We start from the raw sequence: 22881 nt of genomic DNA on the forward strand, positions 1-22881 counted from the left end.
GGGAGTATCCCAAGCGCTACGATCGTCAACACGCACGGCATAGATGCCGTGCCGGGCGTAGCGGGCAGCCAGGCAGCGTCATGCGCTGGAGGTCGGAGAGACTTACACCGCTGAGCTGTACCCTACGAAAGGTATTTCCCCGTGCCCGACCTTCCCCTGTGGTTCGAGATCGGCTCGTTTGTCGTCTTGGGCGTCATTCTGGCCATCGACCTGCTGATGGTCCTCAAACGACCACACGAGCCCTCGATGAAAGAAGCCGGGTTGTGGGTTGCGTTCTACGTGGCCTTGGCCTTGGTGTTCGCCGGTGCCATGTTCGCCTTCACGGGCCCGGAATTCGGCGGCCAGTTCATCGCCGGCTGGGTGACTGAATACAGCTTGAGCATCGACAACCTGTTCGTCTTCATCATCATCATGGCGCGCTTTTCGGTGCCACGTAAGTACCAGCAGGAAGTGCTGATGGTGGGCATCATCATCGCCCTGGTCCTGCGCGGCATCTTCATCATGCTCGGCGCGATCGTGATCGAGCAGTTCAGCTGGGTCTTCTACATCTTCGGCGCCTTCCTGCTCTGGACCGCCTGGAAGCAGGCCCAGGACGAGGGCGAGGACGAGGAAGACAAGGAAAACCCTTTGATCGCCCGGATCCGCAGGATCCTGCCGATGTCCGAGAAGTTCGACGGCGGCAAGCTCCGCACCGTGGTCGACGGCAAAAAGGTGTTCACCCCCATGCTGATCGTCTTCGTGACCATCGGCATGACGGACCTGCTGTTCGCCGTCGACTCGATTCCGGCCATCTTCGGCCTCACCCAGAGCGCCTTCATCGTCTTCACGGCGAACATCTTCGCCCTGATGGGGCTGCGCCAGCTGTACTTCCTGCTCGGCGGCCTCATGAACCGGCTCATCTACCTCAAGCACGCCCTGTCCGTCATCCTGGCGTTCATCGGCGTGAAGCTGGTTCTGCACGCCATGCACGTCAACGAGCTGCCCTTCATCAACGGCGGCCAGCACATCGAGTGGGCGCCGGAGATCCCGACCTACGTCTCGCTGGCGGTGATCATCGGCACCATCATCATCGCCGTGATCGCCAGCCTGGTCAGCTCCAAGGCGTCCAAATCCAAGCTGGACGCCCGGCTGGAAGAAGACGCCCAGAAGAGCCTGAGCGACGTCGACTAGATCCGGCCCGCCGGGTAACCGGCACCGCATGTGACGCATGTGCCGCACATAACAGAACGGCGCTGAACCTCCACAGGTTCAGCGCCGTTCCTTTGTGCCGGCCGCTGTCAGCCGGGCCAATGCCCGGTCAGCGGCCGGCGGACCGCGCCATTCCCAGCAGGCGGGCGAAGATTGCCTCGCCGTCGTCCGAGATGCCGTCGTGGTGGAACTCGTCCGTCTCCCACACGTGCAAGCCCCGCACGGCGGCCGCTGTTTCCAGGGAGAGCTCACGGTCCACGTAGATATCGTCGGTGTAGACGGCCGCGGCGACGGGCACGCTGTTCAGAGCCAGCCGCTCCGGATCGTAGAGCGGCGCCCAGTCCTCCTTTTCGGCGAGGAGCCGGGCCACGTCCCGCAGCGGGCGCAGGGCCGGGTCCTGCTCGAAGTACCAGGGGTACACCATTTCCCCGGTCAGCAGCGGTTCGTCTGCGTCGGGGGAGAACTCGGGGAATTCCGCCAGCATGCGCCAGGCAGCCCAGTTGGTGGCCCCGGCCTGGCCGTAGATGGACTCGTGCATCAGGGCGTACAGGGGGTTCGCGGCGCGGGAAACGAGGCCGCGGACCTGGTCCAGGAAGGCGTCCGAGAGCCGGTCGCCGTCGGGTGTGGCCACGAAGGCGTCCTCGAGCAGGTGGTGCAGGGCATCCACCCGGGTATTGCCGCCCAGGAACGAACCCACCATCTGGAACCGTTCCACGGTGAGCCGGCCGCCGTCGGGCAGGAACTCTTCCGTGTCCCGCAGATGCCTGGCGATCCGGGTGACCGCGGCACGGTCCTCCGGGTACCAGCCAAAATATTCGGCGTTCCGGGCCGCGACCCGCTGGAACGTCGCGCGGTACACGCGGTCCGCGGAGCCGCCGAGCGGGGCGAGGCCGCCTGTCACGAGCACCTCCCGCAGCCCCTCCGGGGCGAAGGAGAGGTAGCTGAGTGCGCAGAAACCGCCGTAGCTCTGGCCGTAGATGGTCCACGGGGCGGAGCCCAGGGCGGTCCGAATGGCCTCGGCATCGGCGACGATCGAGTCGGCGCGGAAGTGCGTCAGGTACTGGGCCTGCTCCGCGTCGCTGCCGCGCAGGGGCAACGTGTTGCGGTCCACCGCCGCGGACAGGCCGGTGCCGCGCTGGTCCAGCATGAGGATCCGGAAGTCCCTGGCGGCGGCTTTGCTCCAGCCGCCCAGGGACGGGAACCGGTTACCGCGCCCGCCGGGGCCGCCCTGAAGGTAAAGCAGCCAGGGGAGCTCGGCGGCCGCTTCCTCACTGTGGTCCGTAGACACGTACTCGCGGGCGAACACGGTGATGGTCTCGCCGCCCCGTCCCGCCTCGCTGAAGTGGTCCAGGGGGACCTGGAAGTAGTGTTCCGCGGTCCGCATTCCACGGTAGGTGTGGCGTGCCCGGACGCTGTGCCGGACGTTGCGCCGCGCGCTGGACCCGGCTTCCAGGAGGGAGGCTCCCATGAGCCCCGTCACCGGAAGATCAACCACGGGCCGCCTCCTCGCGGGAGCCGGCCAAGGACCCGCCGAATGCCTCCAGTGCCGCCCCGGTCAGGCGGAAGGTGGACCATTCCTCCATCGGCGCGGCGCCCAGCTTCTTATAGAAGTTGATGGAGGGCTCGTTCCAGTCCAGGACGCTCCACTCAACGCGGGCGTAGCCGCGGTCGACGGCGGTCGCGGCCAGATGCTGCAGGAGTGCCTTCCCGTGGCCTTCGCCGCGCGCCTCCGGTCTGACGTAGAGGTCTTCGAGGTAGATCCCGTGGACGCCCTCCCACGTGGAGTAGTTCAGGAACCAGAGCGCAAAGCCCCGCACGTCCCCGGCGGCGTTCTCCGCCATCGTGGCGAAGACCCTCGGGTTCTCGCCGAAGAGCGCCTCGGTGAGCATCTCGGGGGTGTTCCGGACGGCGTCCGGTTCCTTCTCATAGAGGGCGAGGTCGTGGATCATCTGCAGGATGGCAGGGACGTCAAGAGGCGTGGCAGGCCGGATTACACTCATCATCCGAGTTTACCCGCGGCGGGTACCGTCACGGGGCCGCGATCGGGGCAGCGGCGGGCCTCCGACAGCGCAGGTCACCGGCGCGGCAGGTCGCCGCCCGGGCGGCAGGCGGCCGCTTAGAGCCGGTTGACGTCGGTGACGCGGACGACGGCGGTCCCGGATTCATCGGAGGCCGCCAGATCCACCTCGGCGGAGATGCCCCAGTCGTGGTTGCGGGCCGGGTCGTCGAAGATCTGTCGGACCTTCCACACGCCGGGCTCCTCGGTGATGATCAGCAGCCCGGGTCCGCGGGCGTCGGGGCCGGTGCCGATGTCGTTGTGTTCGTCGAAGTAGTCGTCCAGGACATCTTCCCAGCGCTCCGCATCCCAGCCGGAACCGGCGTCGAGCTCGCCCAGCGTGGTGGCGGCTTCATCGGCGAACAGCTCCACGCGGCGGAACATCTCGTTGCGCACCATCACCCGGAAGGCCCGGACGTTGGAGGTCAGCGACGGCGGCGGGGGCGGGGGCGCGTCGTGCGGGGTGGGCGCCGCGCCGGACGTCAGCTCCTCCCATTCGTCGAGGAGGCTGGAGTCCACCTGGCGGACCAGCTCGCCGAGCCAGGCGATCAGATCCTCAAGGTCCTCCCGGAGGGCATCCTGCGGGACGGTCTGGCGGAGCGCCTTGAAACCGTCGGCGAGGTAGCGCAGCACGATCCCTTCGGAGCGGGCCAGGCCGTAGAACTGGACGAATTCGCCGAAGTTCATGGCACGCTCGTACATGTCCCGGACCACGGATTTGGGCGCGAGCTCGAAGTCGCCGATCCACGGTGCGGCCTTGCGGTAGACGTCGAAGGCCTCGCCGAGGATTTCCGCTAGCGGCTGCGGGTAGGTGACCTCCTCCAGCATCGCCATCCTCTGGTCATACTCGATGCCGTCGGCCTTCATGGCCGCGATGGCTTCGCCGCGCGCCTTCTTCTGCTGTGCCGACAGGATCTGGCGCGGTTTCTCCAGGGTCGCCTCGATCACGGACACGACGTCCAGGGCGTATGACGGCGACTCCGGGTCCAGCAGCTCCAGCGCGGCGAGGGCGAACGGGGACAGGGGCTGGTTGAGGGCAAAGTTTGGCTGCAGGTGGACCGTGAGCCGGACCGTGCGGCCGTCGGCGCCCTGCTCTTCCGGCGGGATCCGCTCCACGACGCCGGCCGCGAGGAGCTCGCGGTAGATGCCCAGGGCCTTCTTCATGAGCTTGAGCTGGGCGGGACGGGTCTCGTGGTTTTCGGTGAGCAGCCGGCGGGCGGCCTGGAACGGGTCGCCGGGGCGTTCCATGAGGTTCATCAGCATCGCGTGCGTCACGGTGAAACTCGAGGTCAGCGGATCCGGCACGGAATCGACCAGCCGCTTGTAGGTGGGCTCGCCCCAGGACACGAAGCCTTCCGGCGGCTTCTTCTTGACCACCTGGCGCAGCTTCTTCTGGTCGTCGCCGAACTTGGCCGTGGCCTTGGCCATCGCCTTCACGTTCTCGGTGACGTGCTCCGGGGCCTGGACCACCACGGTTCCGGCGGTGTCATAGCCGGCGCGTCCGGCGCGTCCGGCGATCTGGTGGAACTCGCGGGAGTTCAGCAACCGGGTGCGGACGCCGTCGTACTTGCTCAGGGCCGTGAGCAGCACCGTGCGGATGGGCACGTTGATGCCCACGCCGAGCGTATCCGTGCCGCAGATGACCTTGAGCAGGCCGGCCTGGGCGAGCTGTTCGACCAGCCGGCGGTATTTGGGCAGCATGCCGGCGTGGTGCACGCCGATGCCGTGCCGGACCAGCCGGTTGAGGGTCTTGCCGAAGCCCGCGGCGAAACGGAATCCGGCGATGAGCTCGGCAATCTTGTCCTTTTCCTCGCGGGTGCAGACGTTGATGCTCATCAGGTTCTGCGCCCGGTCGATCGCCTCCACCTGGCTGAAGTGCACCACGTAGACCGGGACCTGCTTCGTGGCGAGCAGCTCTTCGAGGGTCTCGTGGACCGGGGTCTGCTCGTAGTAGTAGTGCAGCGGAATGGGACGTTCCACCGAGCTGACGGTCGTCGTCGGGCGGCCGGTCAGCTCGCTGATGCCCTCCTCAAAGCGGCTCACGTCGCCAAGCGTCGCGGACATCAGCAGGAACTGGGCCTGGGGCAGTTCGAGCAGCGGCACCTGCCACGCCCAGCCGCGCTGCGGGTCGGAGTAGAAGTGGAACTCGTCCATGATGACGGCGCCCAGCTCCGCGGCAGCGCCTTCGCGCAGGGCGGTGTTGGCCAGGATTTCGGCAGTGCAGCAGATGATCGGTGCATCCTGGTTGACGCCGGAGTCGCCGGTGATCATGCCAACGTTGTCGGCTCCGAAGATCTCGCAGAGGGCGAAAAACTTTTCCGAGACGAGGGCCTTGATCGGGGCCGTGTAGTAGCTGCGCTGCCCGCGGGCCATGGCCTGGAAGTGCGCCGCGATGGCCACGAGGGATTTCCCGGACCCGGTGGGCGTGGCCAGGATGACGTTGGAACCGGCCGCCAACTCCATGATGGCCTCGTCCTGGGCGGTGTAGAGGGCAAGGCCGCGGGTCTCGGTCCACTCGACAAACCGGGTGTAGAGCTCGTCCGGGTCCAGGGCCGTCCTGCCGGGGATTCGGGCGGCCGGGGCGGGGAGCTGATCTACGAGTTTCATTGCTGTCCAGCTTAGTGCCCGCGCCGTGGCCGCGGCACCGGTGGACCCTTGGGCCGCAGGCAGCGATTGCGTGCATCCTTGGCTGGCCTACGGGCCGGGACTACGCTTCGGTTAGGACAACATTGCCGGAAACTTGGAGGCACCATGAAGTGGGATCCTGGGAAATATGTGCAGTTCGGGGATTACCGGGACAGACCCTTTTTTGATCTAACGGGACGGATTCGTGCCGAAGCGCCAAGGCACGTCGTGGACCTCGGCTGCGGTCCCGGCAACCTGACCGCGACGCTCGCGGACCGGTGGCCTGGCGCTCAGGTGGTGGGCCTGGATTCCTCGGCCGAAATGCTGGCGACATCAAAGAACTATGCGGCCGCGGCCGCCAATCTCTCCTACGACCTCGCCGACATCGCGCACTGGATGCCCCCCGGCGACACGGACGTGGTGGTCACGAACGCCGCCCTGCAGTGGGTGCCCGAGCACCGGAAGCTGTTGCCGGAGTGGCTCGATGCCCTCAAGCCCGGCGCCTGGTTCGCGCTCCAAGTGCCGGGGAACTTCAACGCCCCGTCCCACGCCCTGATGCGGGAGCTGGCCGACTCGCCGGCCTGGGCCGGGCGGCTCGCCGGGGTCCTGCGCCACGACGACGTGGTGGGGGAGGCGGCGGAGTACCTTGAGATCATGCTCGACGCCGGGTGCGTTGCCGACGCCTGGGAGACCACCTACATGCAGGTGCTCCCGGGTGCCCACCCGGTATTGGAGTGGGTCCGCGGCACAGGACTCAGGCCGGTCCTCGCGGCGCTTCCGGGGGACGAGGCCCGGGAGTTCGAGGACGAATATTCGGCAAGGCTGGACAACGCGTATCCCGCGGGCCGGCACGGGACTGTATTCCCGTTCCGGCGCACTTTCGCGGTGGCGCAAAAAACCGGGTGAGCGGCGTGTCTGCCGGTTGACACGAAGCACTCCGGAATGGGGCTTACAATGACGTGGCGGTATGGGGGCAGCCGTTAGGCTGATTCCCATTCCGGGCCCTGGGCTAGTAATGGAGGTTCGGTGCTAATAGGCCTGATGGCGCGGCTGCTGTCCGCGCATAAGGGGCGCGTGCTGGCCATTGTTGTGCTGCAGCTCGTGCAAGCCACCGCCAACTTGCTCCTGCCCACCCTGAATGCCGCGATCATCGACGACGGCATCATCGGCGGGGACAAAGGGGAAATCATCCACCTCGGGGGCTGGATGGCCGGCATCGCCGCCGTCCAGGTGATCGCGGCCATCGCGGCCGGATACCTGGGCGCCGTCGTCGCCATGGCCATTGGCGGCCAGCTTCGCGGGGAGCTTTTCACGAAAGTGCAGTCCTTCTCCTCCCAGGAAGTCAGTGTTTTCGGGGCACCCAGCCTCGTCACCCGTGCCACCAACGACGTCGCCCAGATCCAAAACCTCGCCGTCCTGGTTTTCATCATGCTCATCGCCGCGCCAGCGATCTTCATAGGCGGAATTGTGCTGGCCGTGCACCAGGACGTGGTGCTGTCCTGGATCGTTGTGGTGGTGATCCCGGTCCTTACGGTGATCATGACTGTGATCGTACGCCAGCTGATTCCGCTGTACCGCCAGGGCCAGGGGCTCCTCGACCGGATCGGCCGGGTGATGCGTGAGCAGATCATCGGCGCCAATGTCATCCGCAGTTTTGTCCGGCAGGACCTTGAAATCCGTCGCTTCGACGAAGCCAACAAGGACCTCACCCGCAACAACCTCAAATCCGCCCTCCTGGTCGCCGGAATGATGCCGATGATCATGTTCGTGGTCAATCTGTCTTCCGTGTTCGTGGTGTGGTTCGGCGGCCATCGGATCGACGCCGGCGAAATGCGGCTGGGGGCGCTCACCGCGTTCATCGCCTACATCCTGCAGATCCTGATTGCCATCATGATGGCGATGTACGTCTTCATGACGGCCCCGCGGGCGGCGGCTTGCGCCGAACGGATCCGCGAGGTGCTGGACACGGAACCGGCCATCGCCGATCCGGCCACGCCCGCCGGCGCCCGGGCGGGCCGCCGCGGCAGCACTGCGCATCCCATCAGCACTGCGCATCCCATCAGCACAGCGCATCCCGGCCACGCGGCGCATCCCCGCCATGCTGCCCCCACGGGCCGGACCGTCGAGTTCCGGAACGTGTCCTTCGCCTATCCCGGCGCCGAGGCGCCGGTGCTGGACGGCGTCTCGTTCACCGCAAGGCCCGGGACCACGACGGCGATAATCGGCGCAACCGGCAGCGGCAAGACGACGCTCCTGAACCTGCTTCCCCGGTTCATCGACGCGACTTCCGGCGAGATCAGCATCGGCGGACACAACGTGCGGGCCATGCCGCTGGACGACCTGCGGAGCCTGATCGCCGTCGTCCCGCAGCAGTCCTATCTCTTCGCAGGTACGGTCGCGGAAAATCTCCGGCTGGGCTCGCCCGCCGCGGACGATCCGGAATTGTGGCAGGCGCTCGAAACCGCCCAGGCCGCCGACTTTGTCGGCGACCTGCCGCTGGGGCTCGAAGCGCCGGTGAGCCAGGGCGGCACCAACTTCTCCGGCGGTGAACGGCAGCGCCTGTGCATCGCGCGGGCGCTGCTCAAGAATGCCCCCGCGTACCTGTTCGACGACAGTTTCTCGGCCCTGGACTACGGAACCGATGTCAGGCTCCGCGCGGCGATCGAGCCGCTGCTGCGCTCGGCGACTGTGCTGATCGTGGCCGAACGCGTGTCAACAATCGTGGACGCCGGGCTGATCCTCGTGCTGGAGGACGGCCGCCTGGTCGCGCAAGGCACGCACAGCGAACTCATGGACACCTCGCCCAGCTACCAGGAAATTGCCGCGTCCCAGCTGGTGCTGGAGGAAGCCCCGTGAGGCGCAGGCGGGCGTCCCGCGCCGGGACCGCAGCGGGGGCCGCTGCGGTCGCTCCCGCGGAACGCATCAAGTGGCAGTCCGCCGCGCGGCTGCTTCGACTGCTGCTGCCGCTGAAATGGCGGATGGCCGGCGCCATCGCCGCCACCTGTGCGTTCGTGACACTCAACGTCGCGGCCCCCAAGGTCCTCGGTGACGCCACCGACGTCGTCGTAGGGGGCTTCCTGGGCGGCTCCCTCGACGAACAGGAGCTGGCCGCGCGGCTGCTGGCGGTCTCCGCCATGTACGCCGGGGCGTCGCTCTTCAGCTGGATCCAGGGCTCCCTGACCGCCACAGCCGTGCAGCGCCTCAGTTACGGGCTCCGCGGTTCCGTGGAACAAAAACTCCACGTGCTGCCGTCCAGCCACTTCGAGGAGCAGCGCCGCGGCGACGTGCTCAGCCGCGCCACCAACGACGTCGACAACGTCTCGCAGGGCCTCAACCAACTCCTCAACCAGTTGATCCTGTCCCTCCTGATGCTCTCCGCCGCACTCGCCATGATGCTGTGGCTTTCCCCGCTGCTGGCACTGATCGCCGTCCTCTCGGTGCCGGTGTCCACCGTCATCACGGTGCTCGTGGCCCGGCATTCGCAGGCGCATTTCAAGGAGCAGTGGAGCAGCACTGGCGAACTGCTCGCCCAACTCGAAGAAACCTTCACCGGGCATGAAGTGGTCAAGGCCTTCGGCCGGCAGGAGGCGTCGGCAGAGATCTTCCGGGGGTACAACGAAAAGCTCACGCGGTCGAGCACCCGCGCCCAGTACTTGTCCGGCATCGTGCAGCCGCTTCTGGTGTTTGTCGCCAACCTCAACTACATCGCCGTGGCTGTGGTGGGGGCCCTGCAGGTTACCGCCGGGGCCATGACCATCGGCGGCATCCAGGCCTTCTTCCAGTTTTCCCGCCTCTTCAGCCAGCCGGTGGGCCAGATCGGCGGAATGCTGACCCTCCTCCAATCCTGCCTCGCCTCGGCGGAACGTGTTTTTGAGCTGTTGGACGCTCCGGAGATTCCGGCGGACGCCGCCGTGCCCGCCGTTTCGGCCAACGGCGCTGGCAAGCTTCGCGGCGCCACCGCCGTGCGTAAGATCCATGTCCCGCGCAAATCCCGCAACGGACGCAAAGCCCATGCCAAAGTCGGGTCCCATGCCGCGCCGGTTCCCGGCACGCTGATTCCCGACGGGGTGGCGGGCCGGGTCACGTTCGAGCACGTCACGTTCAGTTACAGCCCCGGCACTCCCGTGGTGAAGGACCTCTCCTTCACGGTGGAACCTGGACAGACCGTGGCAATCGTGGGACACACCGGGGCCGGCAAGACCACCGTGGTCAACCTCCTGATGCGCTTCTACGAGCTCGACTCCGGACGGATCCTGGTGGACTCGACGGACATCGCCACCATCCCCCGCGATGATCTGCGCAGCGCCTTCGGTACCGTCCTGCAGGATTCCTGGCTGTTCACCGGCAGCATCCGGGAAAACATCGAGTACGGCCGTCCCGGCGCCACCGACGCCGACATAGTGCAGGCGGCCCACGCCAGCCACGTGGACCAGTTTGTCAGGTCCCTTCCGGCCGGCTACGCCACGATGCTCGGCAACGACGGCGATTCCCTGAGCCGGGGGCAGCGCCAGCTCATCTCGATCGCCCGGGCGCAGATCGCGGGACGCAGCATCCTGGTCCTGGACGAGGCCACGAGTTCCGTGGACAGCCGCACCGAGGTTCAGATCCGACATGCCATGGAACAGCTGCGGCAAGGTCACACCAGCTTCGTGATCGCGCACCGTTTGTCCACGGTCCGTGACGCTGATCTAATTCTCGTCATGGACCACGGACGAATCGTTGAACACGGGAGCCATCAGCAGCTGATGGCCAGGCGCGGGCTCTACAAGGATTTGTACGAGGTGCAGTTCGCCGGTCGCGAACAGGTGCGCACCGTCCGCGAGGCGGAACAGTGAGCCCCGTGGACACGGCGGGGGAGCGTTTCCCCGGTTCCTGGCGGACCAACCCGGCCAGCTCCGTCCCGCTCTTCGAACAGCTCCGGCTCTACGTCATTGAACGGGCCGACAACGGTACGCTCGCACCGGGAACCCGGCTTCCAGCCGTGCGGAGCCTCGCCGGCGAGCTGGGCGTGGCACCGCACACCGTGGCGCGGGCGTACAAGGAACTCGAGGCCGCCGGCGTGGTGGTGACGCGGGGCCGAAACGGCACGGTGGTCTGTGCCCGCGATGCCGCCTGGAGCTCGCTGTCCGCCGCGGCCGCCGAGTTCGCCGCGGCCGCCAAGGCCCAGGGCGCGAGTTTCGCGGAGGCCGTGCAGCTGCTGGCCGCCGCCTACGACCGCCACTAACACATCCGGAGGTGCCGGCGGCGCGCAGAATAGTTTTTCGAAGAAGTTTTCGATTAGCATTAGATTCGTGCCTAAAGCTGTAGCTGAAGATCCAGCCGTTGAAATCCCGTCCGCCGTCGAACCGCTGGCAGTCCGGGAAGCCGCCCTGCCCCGTCCTGCGCTGAAGCGCCCGGACATGACCCGCCTTGTGGTCAAGGGTGCGCGCGAGCACAACCTGCGCAACGTGGACCTGGACCTTCCGCGCGATGCCATGATCGTGTTCACCGGCCTGTCCGGCTCCGGAAAGTCCTCGCTCGCCTTCGACACCATCTTTGCCGAGGGCCAGCGCCGCTACGTCGAATCCCTCTCCGCCTACGCCCGGCAGTTCCTGGGCCAGGTGGACAAGCCCGACGTCGACTTCATCGAGGGCCTCTCGCCCGCCGTGTCCATCGACCAGAAATCCACCAGCAAGAACCCGCGCTCCACCGTGGGCACCATCACCGAGATCTACGACTACATGCGCCTGCTCTGGGCCCGCGTCGGGCGGCCGTACTGCCCCATCTGTGGTGAGCCCGTGACCAAGCAGACCCCACAGCAGATCGTGGACCAACTGCTCGAGCTCGCGGACGGCACGCGCTTCCAGATCCTGGCGCCCGTGGTCCGCGGGCGCAAGGGCGAATTCGTGGACCTCTTCAAGGAACTGACCGCCAAGGGCTACTCCCGGGCGCGGGTGGACGGCGAACTCGTCCAGCTGAGCGATCCGCCGAAGCTGGGCAAGCAGTTCAAGCACACCATCGAGGTGGTGGTGGACCGCCTGGTGGTCAAGGAGGGCATCAGCCAGCGCCTGACGGACTCCGTTGAAACCGCCCTCGGCCTGGCCGAAGGCCGCGTCCTGGCCGAGTTCGTCGACCTCGAGGCGGAGGACCCCGGTCGGATCAGGGCGTTTTCCGAACACCTCGCCTGCCCCAACGAGCACCCCCTGGCCATCGACGAGATCGAGCCGCGCTCCTTCTCCTTCAACAACCCCTTCGGCGCCTGCAGCGCGTGCAGCGGCATCGGCACCAGGCTCGAAGTCGATGAGGAACTCATCATCCCGAACCCGGAGCTCTCCCTCGCGGAGGGAGCCATCGCGCCGTGGTCCCTCGGAACGGCGACCTCAGAATACTGGGGCCGGCTGCTCAGCGGACTCGCCGAGGAACTCGGCTTCTCCATGACGACGCCGTGGGAAAAGCTCGACGCCGACGTCCGGCAGACCGTGCTGCAAGGCAAGGACCACAAGGTTGTTGTGCAGTACCGCAACCGCTTCGGCCGGGAACGCAAATACAGCACCGGCTTCGAGGGCGTGATGCAGTACGTCCACCGCAAGCACGGCGAGACCGATTCGGACTCGGCACGCGACCGGTACGAGGAATACATGCGGCAGGTCCCGTGCCCGGCCTGCAACGGCGCCCGGTTGAACCCCGCCTCCCTCTCGGTCCTGATCAACGGCAAGTCGATCGCCGAAGTCGCCGCGCTGCCCATGCGCGAATGCGCGCACTTCCTCGACAACCTCGTCCTCACCGGCCGCGAAGCCCAGATCGCCCACCAGGTGCTCAAGGAAATCCAGGCCCGCCTGACCTTCCTGCTCGACGTCGGTCTCGAGTACCTGAACCTCGAACGGCCCTCCGGGACGCTGTCCGGCGGCGAGGCGCAGCGCATCCGGCTCGCCACCCAGATCGGCTCCGGCCTGGTGGGCGTGCTCTACGTCCTGGACGAGCCCTCCATCGGCCTGCACCAGCGGGACAACCGCCGGCTGATCGAAACCCTCACCCGGCTGCGGGACCTCGGCAATACCCTGATCGTGGTGGAGCATGACGAGGACACCATCCACGAGGCCGACTGGGTGGTCGACATCGGACCCGGCGCCGGCGAGCACGGCGGCATGGTGGTCCACTCCGGTTCCTACCAGGCGCTGCTGGAAAACACCGATTCGCTCACCGGCGACTACCTCGCGGGCCGGAAGAAAATCGAGATCCCCAAGAAGCGGCGCAAGTACGACAAGAAGCGCGAGCTCAAGGTGGTCGGGGCCAAGGAGAACAACCTCCTGAACATCGATGCCAGCTTCCCGCTGGGCCTCTTCACCGCCGTAACCGGCGTCAGCGGCTCCGGCAAATCCACCCTGGTCAACGAGATCCTCTACAAGGTCCTCGCCAACAAGCTTAACGGCGCCAAGCAGGTGGCCGGCCGGCACAAGTCCGTCCAGGGCCTCGAGCACCTGGACAAGGTGGTCCACGTCGACCAGAGCCCCATCGGACGCACCCCGCGCTCCAACCCGGCCACGTACACCGGCGTGTTCGACCACATCCGGAAGCTCTTTGCCGAGACCACCGAGGCCAAGGTCCGCGGCTACCTGCCGGGCCGGTTCTCCTTCAACGTCAAGGGCGGCCGCTGCGAGGCCTGCTCCGGCGACGGCACCCTGAAGATCGAGATGAACTTCCTGCCGGACGTCTACGTCCCCTGCGAGGTCTGCCACGGCGCCCGGTACAACCGGGAGACCCTGGAGGTCCACTACAAGGGCAAGACCATCGCCGATGTGCTGAACATGCCCATCGAGGAAGGCGCCGAGTTCTTCGCGGCGTTCTCCCCGATCGCCCGGCACCTCAACACACTCGTCGACGTCGGCCTTGGCTACGTCCGGCTCGGCCAGCCCGCCACCACGCTCTCCGGCGGCGAGGCCCAGCGCGTGAAGCTCGCGGCCGAACTCCAGAAGCGCTCCAACGGCCGCAGCGTCTACGTTCTGGACGAACCCACCACGGGCCTGCACTTCGAGGACATCCGCAAGCTCCTCATGGTGCTGCAGGGCCTCGTGGAGAAGGGCAACACGGTGATCACGATCGAGCACAACCTCGACGTCATCAAGAGCGCGGACTGGATCGTGGACCTGGGCCCCGACGGCGGTTCGGGTGGCGGCCGGGTTGTCGCCTCCGGCACCCCGGAACAGGTGGCCAAGTCCAGCGAAAGCCACACCGCCGCGTTCCTCACCGAGCTCCTCGCCTGAGCTGCTCGTATTACCTCCCCGCCTGACCCCGGCCGCCCGGGGGCGGCGGGGAGGGCAGGGCTTGCGGCGCCGTGTTCGCCCGATGGCGTCGCCTGCTGTATGCGGCTGATGTATTCCCATAGGGGTATGCGAATTTCTGGCTGCCGCACACTCGTGAGAAACTAAGCCGGTGACGCATACAACAGTGCCCGTAATCTTCGACCTTGACGGCACTCTTGTCGATCCCGCCGGCGGGATTACCGACGGAATCGCCGCGGCCCTCATCGAGCTGGGTCTTCCCGTTCCGGCGGAATCCGTGCTGGAGGCCATGATCGGTCCCAAGCTGAGCTTCTCCCTCACGGAAGTCGCCGGGGTTCCGGCGGACCAGCTGGAGAACGCCATCCGCATCTACCGCGCTCACTACAAGTCCACCGGCATCGCGCAGAGCCGGCTCTACCCCGGGATCCGCAGCCTCCTCGAGGACTTCGTGGCCGCTGGCCGGCCCATCGCCGTCGCCACGCAGAAGCCGGAAGGGCTTGCCCACACGGTGCTGGCCCACCACGGCATCGCCGGACTCTTCGACAGCATCCGCGGCTCCGCGGCCGACGAGGCCGCCGCCGCAGGCGCAGTTCCCGAAGGAAAGGCCGGAATCGTAGCAGCCGCGCTCTCGGACCTGGCCGCGGCGGACCCCGCAGCGGCACGCATGGCCGTGATGGTGGGGGACCGGGCACAGGACGTGGCCGGAGCGGCTGCGAACGGACTGGACTGCATCGGCGTAGGCTGGGGGTTTGCGCCCGACGGCGAACTGCACGAGGCCGGGGCCGTCGAGATCGTGCACAACACCACGGCGCTCCACGCGACGATCACCAGACTCTCCGAACGCCCGGGGACCACAGCCCTGAACGAGGTGCACACCGATGGCAATGTTTGACGCAATCCGCTGGACCACGCGAGGGCTCATATCCTCCACGTGCCGTCCCACGGTCATTGGCCTGGAAAACGTGCCCACGGACGGACCGTTCATCGTCGCGCCGAACCACCTCTCTTTCCTGGACAGCGTGATCGTCCAGGCCCTCATGCCTCGGCCCGTCGCGTTCTTCGCGAAAGCCGAATACTTCACCACCGGCGGCGTCAAGGGCAAAGTCATGAAGTCCTTCTTCGAGGCCGTGGGGTCCATCCCCGTGGAGCGCGGCGAGCAGGCGGCGAGTGTCCAGGCACTCAAGACCCTCCTGGACATCCTCGACTCCGGCAAGGGCGTGGGCATCTACCCCGAAGGCACGCGCTCCCGCGACGGCATCCTGTACCGCGGCCGCACCGGCGTCGGCTGGCTGGCCCTCACCACCGGAGCACCCGTGGTTCCGGTGGGCCTGATCGGCACGGAGCACCTGCAGCCCGCCGACAGCAAGTCGGTCAAGCCGCAGCACTTCACCATGAAGGTGGGCGAGCCGCTGTACTTCGACAAGACCGGACCGGACCACTCCCTGCCGGCCCGCCGCCAGGTCACTGACCGCATCATGGACGCCATCGCGGAGCTGAGCGGCCAGGAACGCTCCACGAGCTACAACCAGAGCAAGACGGTCGAATAGCCCCCGACGGCGGCACGCGACCGGCCCGCGGACGGGCCGGTGCCGCGGCACCCCCGGCGGCTCAGTAGACTTGGAGTGTGGCAGATCCAGCGAGTTACCGACCCCAGACGGGTGAAATTCCGACCAATCCGGGCGTGTACCGCTTCCGCGATCCGCACGGCCGGGTCATCTACGTCGGCAAGGCCAAGAACCTTCGGTCCCGGCTGAATTCCTACTTCGCCAACCCTGCCGGGCTCCTGCCCAAAACCTACGCGATGGTGCACACGGCCAGCAGCGTCGAGTGGACTGTGGTGGGCAGCGAACTCGAGTCGCTGCAGCTGGAATACACCTGGATCAAGGAATTCACGCCCCGCTTTAACGTGATGTTCCGGGACGACAAAACCTACCCCTACCTGGCCGTCACGATGGGGGAGAAGTACCCACGGGTCCAGGTGATGCGCGGCGACCGGCGCAAGGGAACCCGGTATTTCGGCCCCTACACAGCCGGCGCGATCCGGGACACCATGGACACCCTGCTGCGCGTGTTCCCGGTGCGCAGCTGCAGCGCCGGGGTGCTGAAGCGTGCCGAGGCCAGCGGCCGGCCGTGCCTGCTCGGCTACATCGACAAATGTGCGGCGCCCTGCGTCGGGCGGATCTCCGCCGAGGACCACCGCGCCCTCGCCGAGGACTTCTGCACCTTCATGGGCGGCGAAGCCAAACCGTTCGTCAACCGGCTGGAACGGGAGATGGCCGCGGCCGTTGCCGAACTCGACTACGAACGCGCGGCCCGCCTCCGGGACGACATCGCGGCGCTGAAGAAGGTCTTCGAACGCAACGCCGTGGTCCTGGCCGAGGGCACGGACGCCGACGTCTTCGCCCTCCACGAAGACGAGCTCGAGGCCGCCGTCCAGGTCTTCCACGTCCGCGGCGGCCGGATCCGCGGCCAGCGCGGCTGGGTGGTCGAAAAAGTCGAGGACTCCACCACTCCCGAGCTTGTCGAACACCTGCTCCAGCAGGTCTACGGCGAGGAAGCCGGGCTGCAGGGCAGGCTGCCCCGTGAGGTCCTGGTGCCCGCCGAACCGTCCAACGCCCCAGAGCTCGCGCAGTGGCTCAGCGGCCTGCGCGGGGCCCGGGTGGACGTCCGGGTGCCCCAGCGCGGAGACAAGGCCGCCCTGATGTCCACGGTGCGCGAAAACGCCGAGCACGCCCTCAAGCTCCACAAGTCCCGCCGCGCCGGCGACCTCACCATGCGCTCCCAGGCCCTCCAGGAACTCCAGGAAGCCCTCGAACTCCCGGTGGCGCTGCTCCGGATCGAATGTTTCGACATCTCGCACGTCCAGGGCACCAACGTGGTCGGTTCCATGGTTGTGGTCGAGGACGGGCTGCCGAAAAAGTCCGACTACCGGAAGTTCTCCGTGACCGGCGCCGCCGCGAACGACGACACCGCGGCCATGCACGACGTCCTGACCCGCCGGTTCCGGCACTACCTCTTAGAGAAATCCGGGCAGAGCGAACTGGCGGAAGCCGCGGCCAAACCGGCACACCAGGCCGCGCTGGAAGCGGCAACTGCCGCGGCAGTCGCGGACTCCACGACGCCCGCGCCGCGGAGCAAATTCGCCTACCCGCCCAACCTCGTCGTCGTCGACGGCGGCAAGCCGCAGGTCAACGCCGCCGCACGGGCACTGGCAGAACTGGGCATCCAGGACGTGTACGTGGTCGGCCTCGCCAAACGGCTCGAGGAAGTCTGGCTGCCGGACAGCGACTTCCCGGTGATCCTGCCCCGCGCCTCCGCCGGCCTGTACCTGCTGCAGCGGATCCGCGACGAGGCCCACCGCTTCGCCATCACCTTCCACCGGCAAAAGCGCGGAAAGGCCATGACGGTCTCCGCGCTGGACGGCGTGCCCGGGCTGGGGGAGTCCAAACGCAAGGCACTCCTGGCCGAGTTCGGGTCCCTCAAAGGCATCAAGGCCGCGACGCAGGAGGAGCTCACCGGCGCCAAGGGGATCGGTCCGTCACTGGCCGCCGCAATCGTCCGGCACTTCACCGACGACGGTGAGGGAGCCGCCACGGTTCCGGCGATCAATATGACGACCGGTGAAATCCTCGACGCCTAGCCAGTGCCGCCAGACTTAGCTAGCGCCGCCAAACTTAGCTAGGGTAAGGACTTGGGAAACGGCACGGCCGCGGCATCACCGCGGCCCGCGCCCAATCCCGACCGCAAGAGCAGAACGCACAGGCAGAGATGGGGCTTCACTGATGGCAGAGTCGACGGCAGGATCCGAAACGGATGCGGACGGCATGACACCGGTCAAACCCGTCGAGGCGGAACTGCTCGTAGTGACCGGAATGTCCGGAGCCGGCCGGAGCACCGCCTCGGACGCCCTGGAGGACCATGGCTGGTACGTCGTGGAAAACCTCCCGCCGCAGATGCTCGGCACGCTCGCCGAACTGGTGTCGCGGACACCGCACTCGATGTCCAAGCTTGCTGTCGTGATGGACGTCCGGAGCAAGGAACTCTTTGCCGACATGCGCGCGGCCCTCCGCGCCCTGGAAGCCACCGGTGTGACCTTCCGCGTGCTGTTCCTCGATGCCAACGACGGCGTGCTGGTGCGCCGCTTCGAGCAGGGCCGCCGGCCCCACCCGCTCCAGGGCGGCGGCCGGATCCTCGACGGCATCGCCGCGGAACGCGAACTGGTCCGTGACTTGAGGGACACCGCCGACATCGTTCTGGACACGTCCTCCCTGAACGTCCACGGCCTCGCCACCGCCATCACGGAACTTTTCAGCGAAACCGGACCGGTGGCGCTGCGGCTGAACGTCATGAGCTTCGGCTTCAAGTACGGGCTGCCGGTGGACGCGAACTTCGTGGCCGATGCCCGCTTCATCCCCAACCCGCACTGGGTCCCGGCGCTGCGCCCGCACACCGGGCTGGACCAGGATGTCAGCGACTACGTGCTGGAGGCGCAGGGCGTCAGCGACTTCGTGGAACGCTACGTCCTGGCCCTCGAACCTGTCCTGGACGGGTACCGGCGCGAGAACAAGCACTACGCCACGATCGCCGTGGGCTGCACCGGCGGCAAGCACCGCTCCGTGGCCGTCGCCGTCGAGCTGTCACGGAGGCTGGCGCAATACCCGCGTGTCACCGTGACTACGACGCACCGGGATCTGGGCCGCGAGTAATGGCACTGCTGACCGGACCGCTGCCCCTTGTCCCGCCCGCCAGCGCGGCATTCGCCAGCCAGCAGGACAAGGGACCTTCCGTCGTCACGCTCGGCGGCGGCCACGGCCTCTCCGCCTCGCTGTCCGCCCTGCGCCTGCTGACCTCCGAGCTCACCGCGATCGTCACGGTCGCGGACGACGGCGGATCCTCCGGCCGGCTCCGTGAAGAGTACGGCGTCCTCCCGCCCGGCGACCTCCGCATGGCGCTGTCCGCGCTGTGCGACGACACCGACTGGGGACGGACGTGGCGCGACGTCATGCAGCACCGCTTCGCCCCCGGCAAGGGCCGCGGCGGGTCCCTCGATGAGCACGCCATGGGCAACCTCCTGATCGTCACCCTCTGGGAACTCCTGGGCGACACTGTTGCCGGCCTGAAGTGGGCCGGCGCCCTGCTCGGCGCGCGCGGCGAAGTCCTGCCGATGTCCAGCATCCCGCTGACCATCGAAGGCCAGATCCGGGTCACAGCCCCCGACGGCACCACGGCGCTGCAGACCCTCACGGGCCAGGCCAAATGCGCCGTGGCAGGGTCCCTGGAGCACGTCCGGCTCCTGCCCGAAAACGCCCCCGCGTGCCTGGAGGCGCTGACCGCGATCGAACTGGCCGACTGGGTGATCCTCGGGCCGGGCTCCTGGTACACCTCCGTGCTGCCGCACCTGCTGCTGCCCGAAATGCGCGAGGCCCTCTGCAACACGGCCGCGCGCCGCTGCCTGACGATGAACCTCGCGACAGACACCAAGGAGACCGCCGGCATGAGCGCCGCCGACCACCTCCGGGTCCTGCGCGAATACGCGCCGGAGTTCACCATCGACGTCATCCTGGCCGATCCGGCTTCGGTCCAGGACCTGCCCGACTTCGAGCAGGCGGCTGGAATGCTCGGAGCCGAGGTGGTCTTGGGTAAAGTGGGGGCGTCTGGTCGCCGTCCGGTCCATGATCCGTTGCGGCTGGCGACGGCGTACCACGATATTTTCGGGAACAGTTAGGAAAGGTGCCATGGCACTGACAGCATCAGTCAAGGAAGAACTTTCCCGTCTGGATATCAAGAAGTCATCAGTCCGCAAGGCCGAGGTATCGGCCATGCTGCGCTTCGCCGGGGGGCTGCACATCATCTCCGGCCGGATTGTGATCGAGGCCGAAGTCGACCTCGCCTCGACCGCCCGCCGGCTGCGTGCCGCAATCGCCGAGGTCTACGGCCACCAGAGCGAGATCATCGTCGTCTCCGGCGGTGGCCTGCGTCGCGGCAGCCGCTATGTGGTCCGCGTGGTGCGCGACGGTGAGGCCCTTGCCCGCCAGACCGGACTACTGGACGCCCGCGGCCGCCCCGTGCGCGGCCTCCCGTCAGTCGTGGTGAACGGCTCCGCCGCCGATGCCGAGGCCGTCTGGCGCGGCGCCTTCCTGGTGCACGGCTCGCTCACCGAGCCCGGCCGCTCCTCGGCCATGGAAGTCACCTGCCCCGGCCCCGAGTCGGCCCTGGCCCTCGTCGGCGCCGCCCGCCGCCTCGGCATCCAGGCCAAGGCCCGCGAGGTCAGGGGAGTGGACCGCGTGGTGATCCGCGACGGCGACACCATCGCCGCGCTGCTGACCCGGATGGGCGCCCACGACGCGCTCATGGTCTGGGAGGAACGCCGCATGCGCAAGGAAGTCCGTGCCACGGCCAACCGGCTCGCGAACTTCGACGACGCCAACCTGCGCCGCTCCGCCCAGGCCGCAGTCGCTGCCGGCGCCCGGGTGGACCGCGCCCTGGAAATCCTGGGCGACGACGTCCCGGACCACCTGAAGTACGCCGGCGAGCTGCGGGTCGCGCACAAGCAGGCCAGCCTGGACGAGCTGGGCCGCCTCGCCGACCCCATCATGACCAAAGACGCGATCGCCGGCCGGATCCGCCGCCTCCTGGCCATGGCGGACAAGCGGGCCCAGGACCTGGGCATCCCGGGCACGGAGGCCAATGTGACGCCGGAAATGCTCGACGACTAGGCCGCCCCTAGAATCAACAGCAGGACCCGCCGTCAGGTCCCCCGCAATCTTCCGGATGCCCCGCATCCGGATGCACAATCCGAGATTTACCAAACCGGACATCCCGTCCACGACATTGGAGGATTTTGTGACCGAGTACGTACTGCCCGAGCTCGACTATGACTACGCAGCGCTGGAACCGCACATCTCTGCGAAGATCATGGAGCTGCACCACAGCAAGCACCACGCAGCCTATGTGGCCGGCGCCAACAACGCCCTCGCCCAGCTGGCCGAGGCGCGCGAGAAGGGCGACTTCGCCAACATCAACCGCCTCTCCAAGGACCTCGCGTTCCACACCGGCGGCCACATCAACCACTCCGTCTTCTGGAAGAACCTTTCCCCGGACGGTGGCGACAAGCCCGAGGGCGAGCTCGCCGCGGCCATCGACGACGCCTTCGGCTCGTTCGACGCGTTCCGTGCCCAGTTCAGCGCCGCGGCGCTGGGCCTGCAGGGGTCCGGCTGGGGCTTCCTGGCCTACGAGCCGATCGGCGGCAACCTGGTCATCGAGCAGCTCTACGATCAGCAGGGCAACGTCGCACTCGGCACCACCCCGCTGCTGATGCTGGACATGTGGGAGCACGCCTTCTACCTGGACTACGTCAACGTCAAGGCCGACTACGTCAAAGCCTTCTGGAACATCGTGAACTGGGCCGACGTCGCCAAGCGCTTCGACGCCGCCCGCAAGAACGCGACGGGCCTGATCACTCTGTAGTCAACAGCTGGACATGACGGGAACGACTTCCGTTTGTAACAAACCTCACATTACGGGCCGTCCGGCCCGAATTGTGGACGGACTGCCCCCGCACTTGCGGGGGCAGTCCCGGTTAAACGTAAGATGGATCACGGAAGGCGGTTAGCCTTCAGCAATGTGGCTGGTCGTCCTCCGGTAATTATCTCTGCCCAATGGCGTGCGGGATCTGTTAGTTGGCTTGAACGCCTTCTCAACTAGTCGTGCTCGCAAGAGCACCAAGGAGACTGAAAACGTGACGACCCGTATTGGCATCAACGGCTTTGGCCGTATCGGCCGCAACTACTTCCGCGCAGCCCTCGCACAGGGCGCAGACCTTGAGATCGTTGCGGTCAACGACCTCACCAGCCCGGAAGCCCTCGCTCACCTCTTCAAGTACGACTCCGTGGGCGGCCGCCTGGCCGAAACCATCGAGGTCAAGGACGGCAACATCGTCGTCGACGGCAACATCATCAAGGTTCTCGCCGAGCGCGACCCCGCGAAGCTGCCCTGGGGCGAGCTCGGCGTCGACATCGTCATTGAGTCCACCGGCTTCTTCACGAAGGCCGCCGACGCGCAGAAGCACATCGAGGCCGGTGCCAAGAAGGTCCTGATCTCCGCGCCCGCGTCCGATGAGGACATCACGATCGTGATGGGCGTAAACGACGGCCTGTATGACAGCGCCACGCACCACATCATCTCCAACGCCTCCTGCACCACCAACTGCCTCGGCCCGCTGGCCAAGGTCATCAACGACGCCTTCGGCATCGAGCGTGGCCTGATGACCACGATCCACGCCTACACGGCCGACCAGAACCTGCAGGACGGCCCGCACAAGGACCTCCGCCGCGCTCGCGCCGCCGCCATCAACATGGTGCCCACCTCCACCGGTGCCGCCAAGGCAATCGGCCTGGTCCTGCCGGAGCTCAAGGGTAAGCTCGACGGCTACGCCATCCGCGTGCCCGTCCCCACCGGCTCCGCCACGGACCTGACGGTCACGGTCTCCCGCGAGACCACGGTGGCCGAAGTCAATGCCGCCCTCAAGGCAGCATCCGAGACCGAGGAACTCAAGGGCCTGCTGACCTACACCGACGAGCCGATCGTCTCCTCGGACATCGTTGGCGACCCGGCGTCGTCCATCTTCGACTCCGGCCTCACCAAGGTGATCGGCGACCAGGTCAAGGTCGTGTCCTGGTATGACAACGAATGGGGCTACTCGAACCGCCTCGTGGACCTCACGGAGCTTGTCGCGTCCAAGCTGGGTTAGGGTAA

17 protein-coding genes are annotated in these 22881 nt (G+C 67.1%); 14 read left to right on the forward strand and 3 right to left on the reverse strand.

Annotated elements, in window-relative coordinates:
* Positions 1-141: 141 nt before the first annotated feature.
* The gene (locus ACFVTM_RS05430) at positions 142-1170 is read left to right on the forward strand and encodes a TerC family protein (protein ID WP_390202366.1); all 1029 of its coding nucleotides are present in this window, start codon (positions 142-144) and stop codon (positions 1168-1170) included.
* A 127-nt stretch (positions 1171-1297) separates the two neighbouring features.
* Here ACFVTM_RS05430 and ACFVTM_RS05435 read toward each other — a convergent pair whose 3' ends face one another.
* From ACFVTM_RS05435 to ACFVTM_RS05445, 3 genes are all read right to left on the reverse strand, one after another.
* Positions 1298-2656, reverse strand: a complete 1359-nt coding sequence (locus ACFVTM_RS05435; protein ID WP_390202805.1) for an alpha/beta fold hydrolase — start codon at positions 2654-2656, stop codon at positions 1298-1300.
* 19 nt (positions 2657-2675) lie between these two features.
* Positions 2676-3188, reverse strand: a complete 513-nt coding sequence (locus ACFVTM_RS05440) for a GNAT family N-acetyltransferase (RefSeq protein WP_390202806.1) — start codon at positions 3186-3188, stop codon at positions 2676-2678.
* Between the two features lie 116 nt (positions 3189-3304).
* On the reverse strand, positions 3305-5851 hold the full coding sequence (locus tag ACFVTM_RS05445; protein ID WP_390202367.1) for a DEAD/DEAH box helicase: 2547 nt from the start codon (positions 5849-5851) through the stop codon (positions 3305-3307).
* A gap of 144 nt (positions 5852-5995) precedes the next feature.
* On the opposite strand from ACFVTM_RS05445, the gene ACFVTM_RS05450 reads away from it, so the two are divergent.
* The 13 genes from ACFVTM_RS05450 (at position 5996) to gap (ending at position 22876) form a co-directional block, all read left to right on the forward strand.
* On the forward strand, positions 5996-6775 hold the full coding sequence (locus tag ACFVTM_RS05450; RefSeq protein WP_390202368.1) for a trans-aconitate 2-methyltransferase: 780 nt from the start codon (positions 5996-5998) through the stop codon (positions 6773-6775).
* Positions 6776-6910: 135 nt separating this feature from the next.
* Positions 6911-8725 (forward strand): ABC transporter ATP-binding protein, encoded by a 1815-nt coding sequence (locus tag ACFVTM_RS05455; protein WP_390202807.1) that lies wholly within the window; start codon positions 6911-6913, stop codon positions 8723-8725.
* A gap of 122 nt (positions 8726-8847) precedes the next feature.
* A complete protein-coding gene (locus ACFVTM_RS05460; protein ID WP_390202808.1) occupies positions 8848-10704 on the forward strand; it encodes an ABC transporter ATP-binding protein in 1857 nt (618 codons plus the stop codon).
* Complete coding sequence (locus tag ACFVTM_RS05465; RefSeq protein WP_390202369.1) at positions 10701-11093, forward strand: GntR family transcriptional regulator; 393 nt, start codon at positions 10701-10703, stop codon at positions 11091-11093. Before ACFVTM_RS05460 ends, ACFVTM_RS05465 begins: the two co-directional genes overlap by 4 nt.
* A gap of 67 nt (positions 11094-11160) precedes the next feature.
* A complete protein-coding gene (gene uvrA, locus ACFVTM_RS05470; RefSeq protein WP_390202370.1) occupies positions 11161-14109 on the forward strand; it encodes an excinuclease ABC subunit UvrA in 2949 nt (982 codons plus the stop codon).
* 169 nt (positions 14110-14278) lie between these two features.
* Positions 14279-15019, forward strand: coding sequence for an HAD hydrolase-like protein (locus ACFVTM_RS05475; RefSeq protein WP_390202371.1), 741 nt, complete (start codon positions 14279-14281; stop codon positions 15017-15019).
* Entirely contained in the window at positions 15006-15674 is a 669-nt protein-coding gene (locus ACFVTM_RS05480; RefSeq protein WP_390202372.1) for a lysophospholipid acyltransferase family protein, read from the forward strand. The genes ACFVTM_RS05475 and ACFVTM_RS05480 overlap by 14 nt, the downstream gene beginning before the upstream one ends.
* A 77-nt stretch (positions 15675-15751) precedes the next feature.
* Positions 15752-17767 (forward strand): excinuclease ABC subunit UvrC, encoded by a 2016-nt coding sequence (uvrC, locus tag ACFVTM_RS05485; protein WP_390202373.1) that lies wholly within the window; start codon positions 15752-15754, stop codon positions 17765-17767.
* Between the two features lie 142 nt (positions 17768-17909).
* Complete coding sequence (rapZ, locus tag ACFVTM_RS05490; protein WP_390202374.1) at positions 17910-18833, forward strand: RNase adapter RapZ; 924 nt, start codon at positions 17910-17912, stop codon at positions 18831-18833.
* A complete protein-coding gene (gene yvcK / locus ACFVTM_RS05495; RefSeq protein WP_390202375.1) occupies positions 18833-19852 on the forward strand; it encodes a uridine diphosphate-N-acetylglucosamine-binding protein YvcK in 1020 nt (339 codons plus the stop codon). Before rapZ ends, yvcK begins: the two co-directional genes overlap by 1 nt.
* Positions 19853-19862: 10 nt before the next feature.
* Complete coding sequence (gene whiA, locus ACFVTM_RS05500) at positions 19863-20843, forward strand: DNA-binding protein WhiA (protein WP_390202376.1); 981 nt, start codon at positions 19863-19865, stop codon at positions 20841-20843.
* 127 nt (positions 20844-20970) lie between these two features.
* The gene (locus tag ACFVTM_RS05505) at positions 20971-21594 is read left to right on the forward strand and encodes a superoxide dismutase (protein ID WP_028276840.1); all 624 of its coding nucleotides are present in this window, start codon (positions 20971-20973) and stop codon (positions 21592-21594) included.
* Between the two features lie 271 nt (positions 21595-21865).
* On the forward strand, positions 21866-22876 hold the full coding sequence (gene gap, locus ACFVTM_RS05510; RefSeq protein ID WP_390202377.1) for a type I glyceraldehyde-3-phosphate dehydrogenase: 1011 nt from the start codon (positions 21866-21868) through the stop codon (positions 22874-22876).
* The last annotated feature ends 5 nt before the right edge of the window (positions 22877-22881 follow it).

Source organism: Arthrobacter sp. NPDC058130, from assembly GCF_042884475.1.
Lineage (GTDB): Bacteria > Actinomycetota > Actinomycetes > Actinomycetales > Micrococcaceae > Arthrobacter.

What these genes read in the sequence shown, in the direction of transcription:
- whiA (WP_390202376.1), top strand. Translation starts at nt 19,863, where the DNA reads ATGGCACTGACAGCATCAGTCAAGGAAGAACTTTCCCGTCTGGATATC.
- ACFVTM_RS05440 (WP_390202806.1), bottom strand. Translation starts at nt 3,188, where the DNA reads ATGAGTGTAATCCGGCCTGCCACGCCTCTTGACGTCCCTGCCATCCTG.
- yvcK (WP_390202375.1), top strand. Translation starts at nt 18,833, where the DNA reads ATGGCACTGCTGACCGGACCGCTGCCCCTTGTCCCGCCCGCCAGCGCG.
- ACFVTM_RS05480 (WP_390202372.1), top strand. Translation starts at nt 15,006, where the DNA reads ATGGCAATGTTTGACGCAATCCGCTGGACCACGCGAGGGCTCATATCC.
- rapZ (WP_390202374.1), top strand. Translation starts at nt 17,910, where the DNA reads ATGGCAGAGTCGACGGCAGGATCCGAAACGGATGCGGACGGCATGACA.
- ACFVTM_RS05450 (WP_390202368.1), top strand. Translation starts at nt 5,996, where the DNA reads ATGAAGTGGGATCCTGGGAAATATGTGCAGTTCGGGGATTACCGGGAC.
- ACFVTM_RS05455 (WP_390202807.1), top strand. Translation starts at nt 6,911, where the DNA reads ATGGCGCGGCTGCTGTCCGCGCATAAGGGGCGCGTGCTGGCCATTGTT.
- ACFVTM_RS05445 (WP_390202367.1), bottom strand. Translation starts at nt 5,851, where the DNA reads ATGAAACTCGTAGATCAGCTCCCCGCCCCGGCCGCCCGAATCCCCGGC.
- ACFVTM_RS05435 (WP_390202805.1), bottom strand. Translation starts at nt 2,656, where the DNA reads ATGGGAGCCTCCCTCCTGGAAGCCGGGTCCAGCGCGCGGCGCAACGTC.
- ACFVTM_RS05460 (WP_390202808.1), top strand. Translation starts at nt 8,848, where the DNA reads ATGGCCGGCGCCATCGCCGCCACCTGTGCGTTCGTGACACTCAACGTC.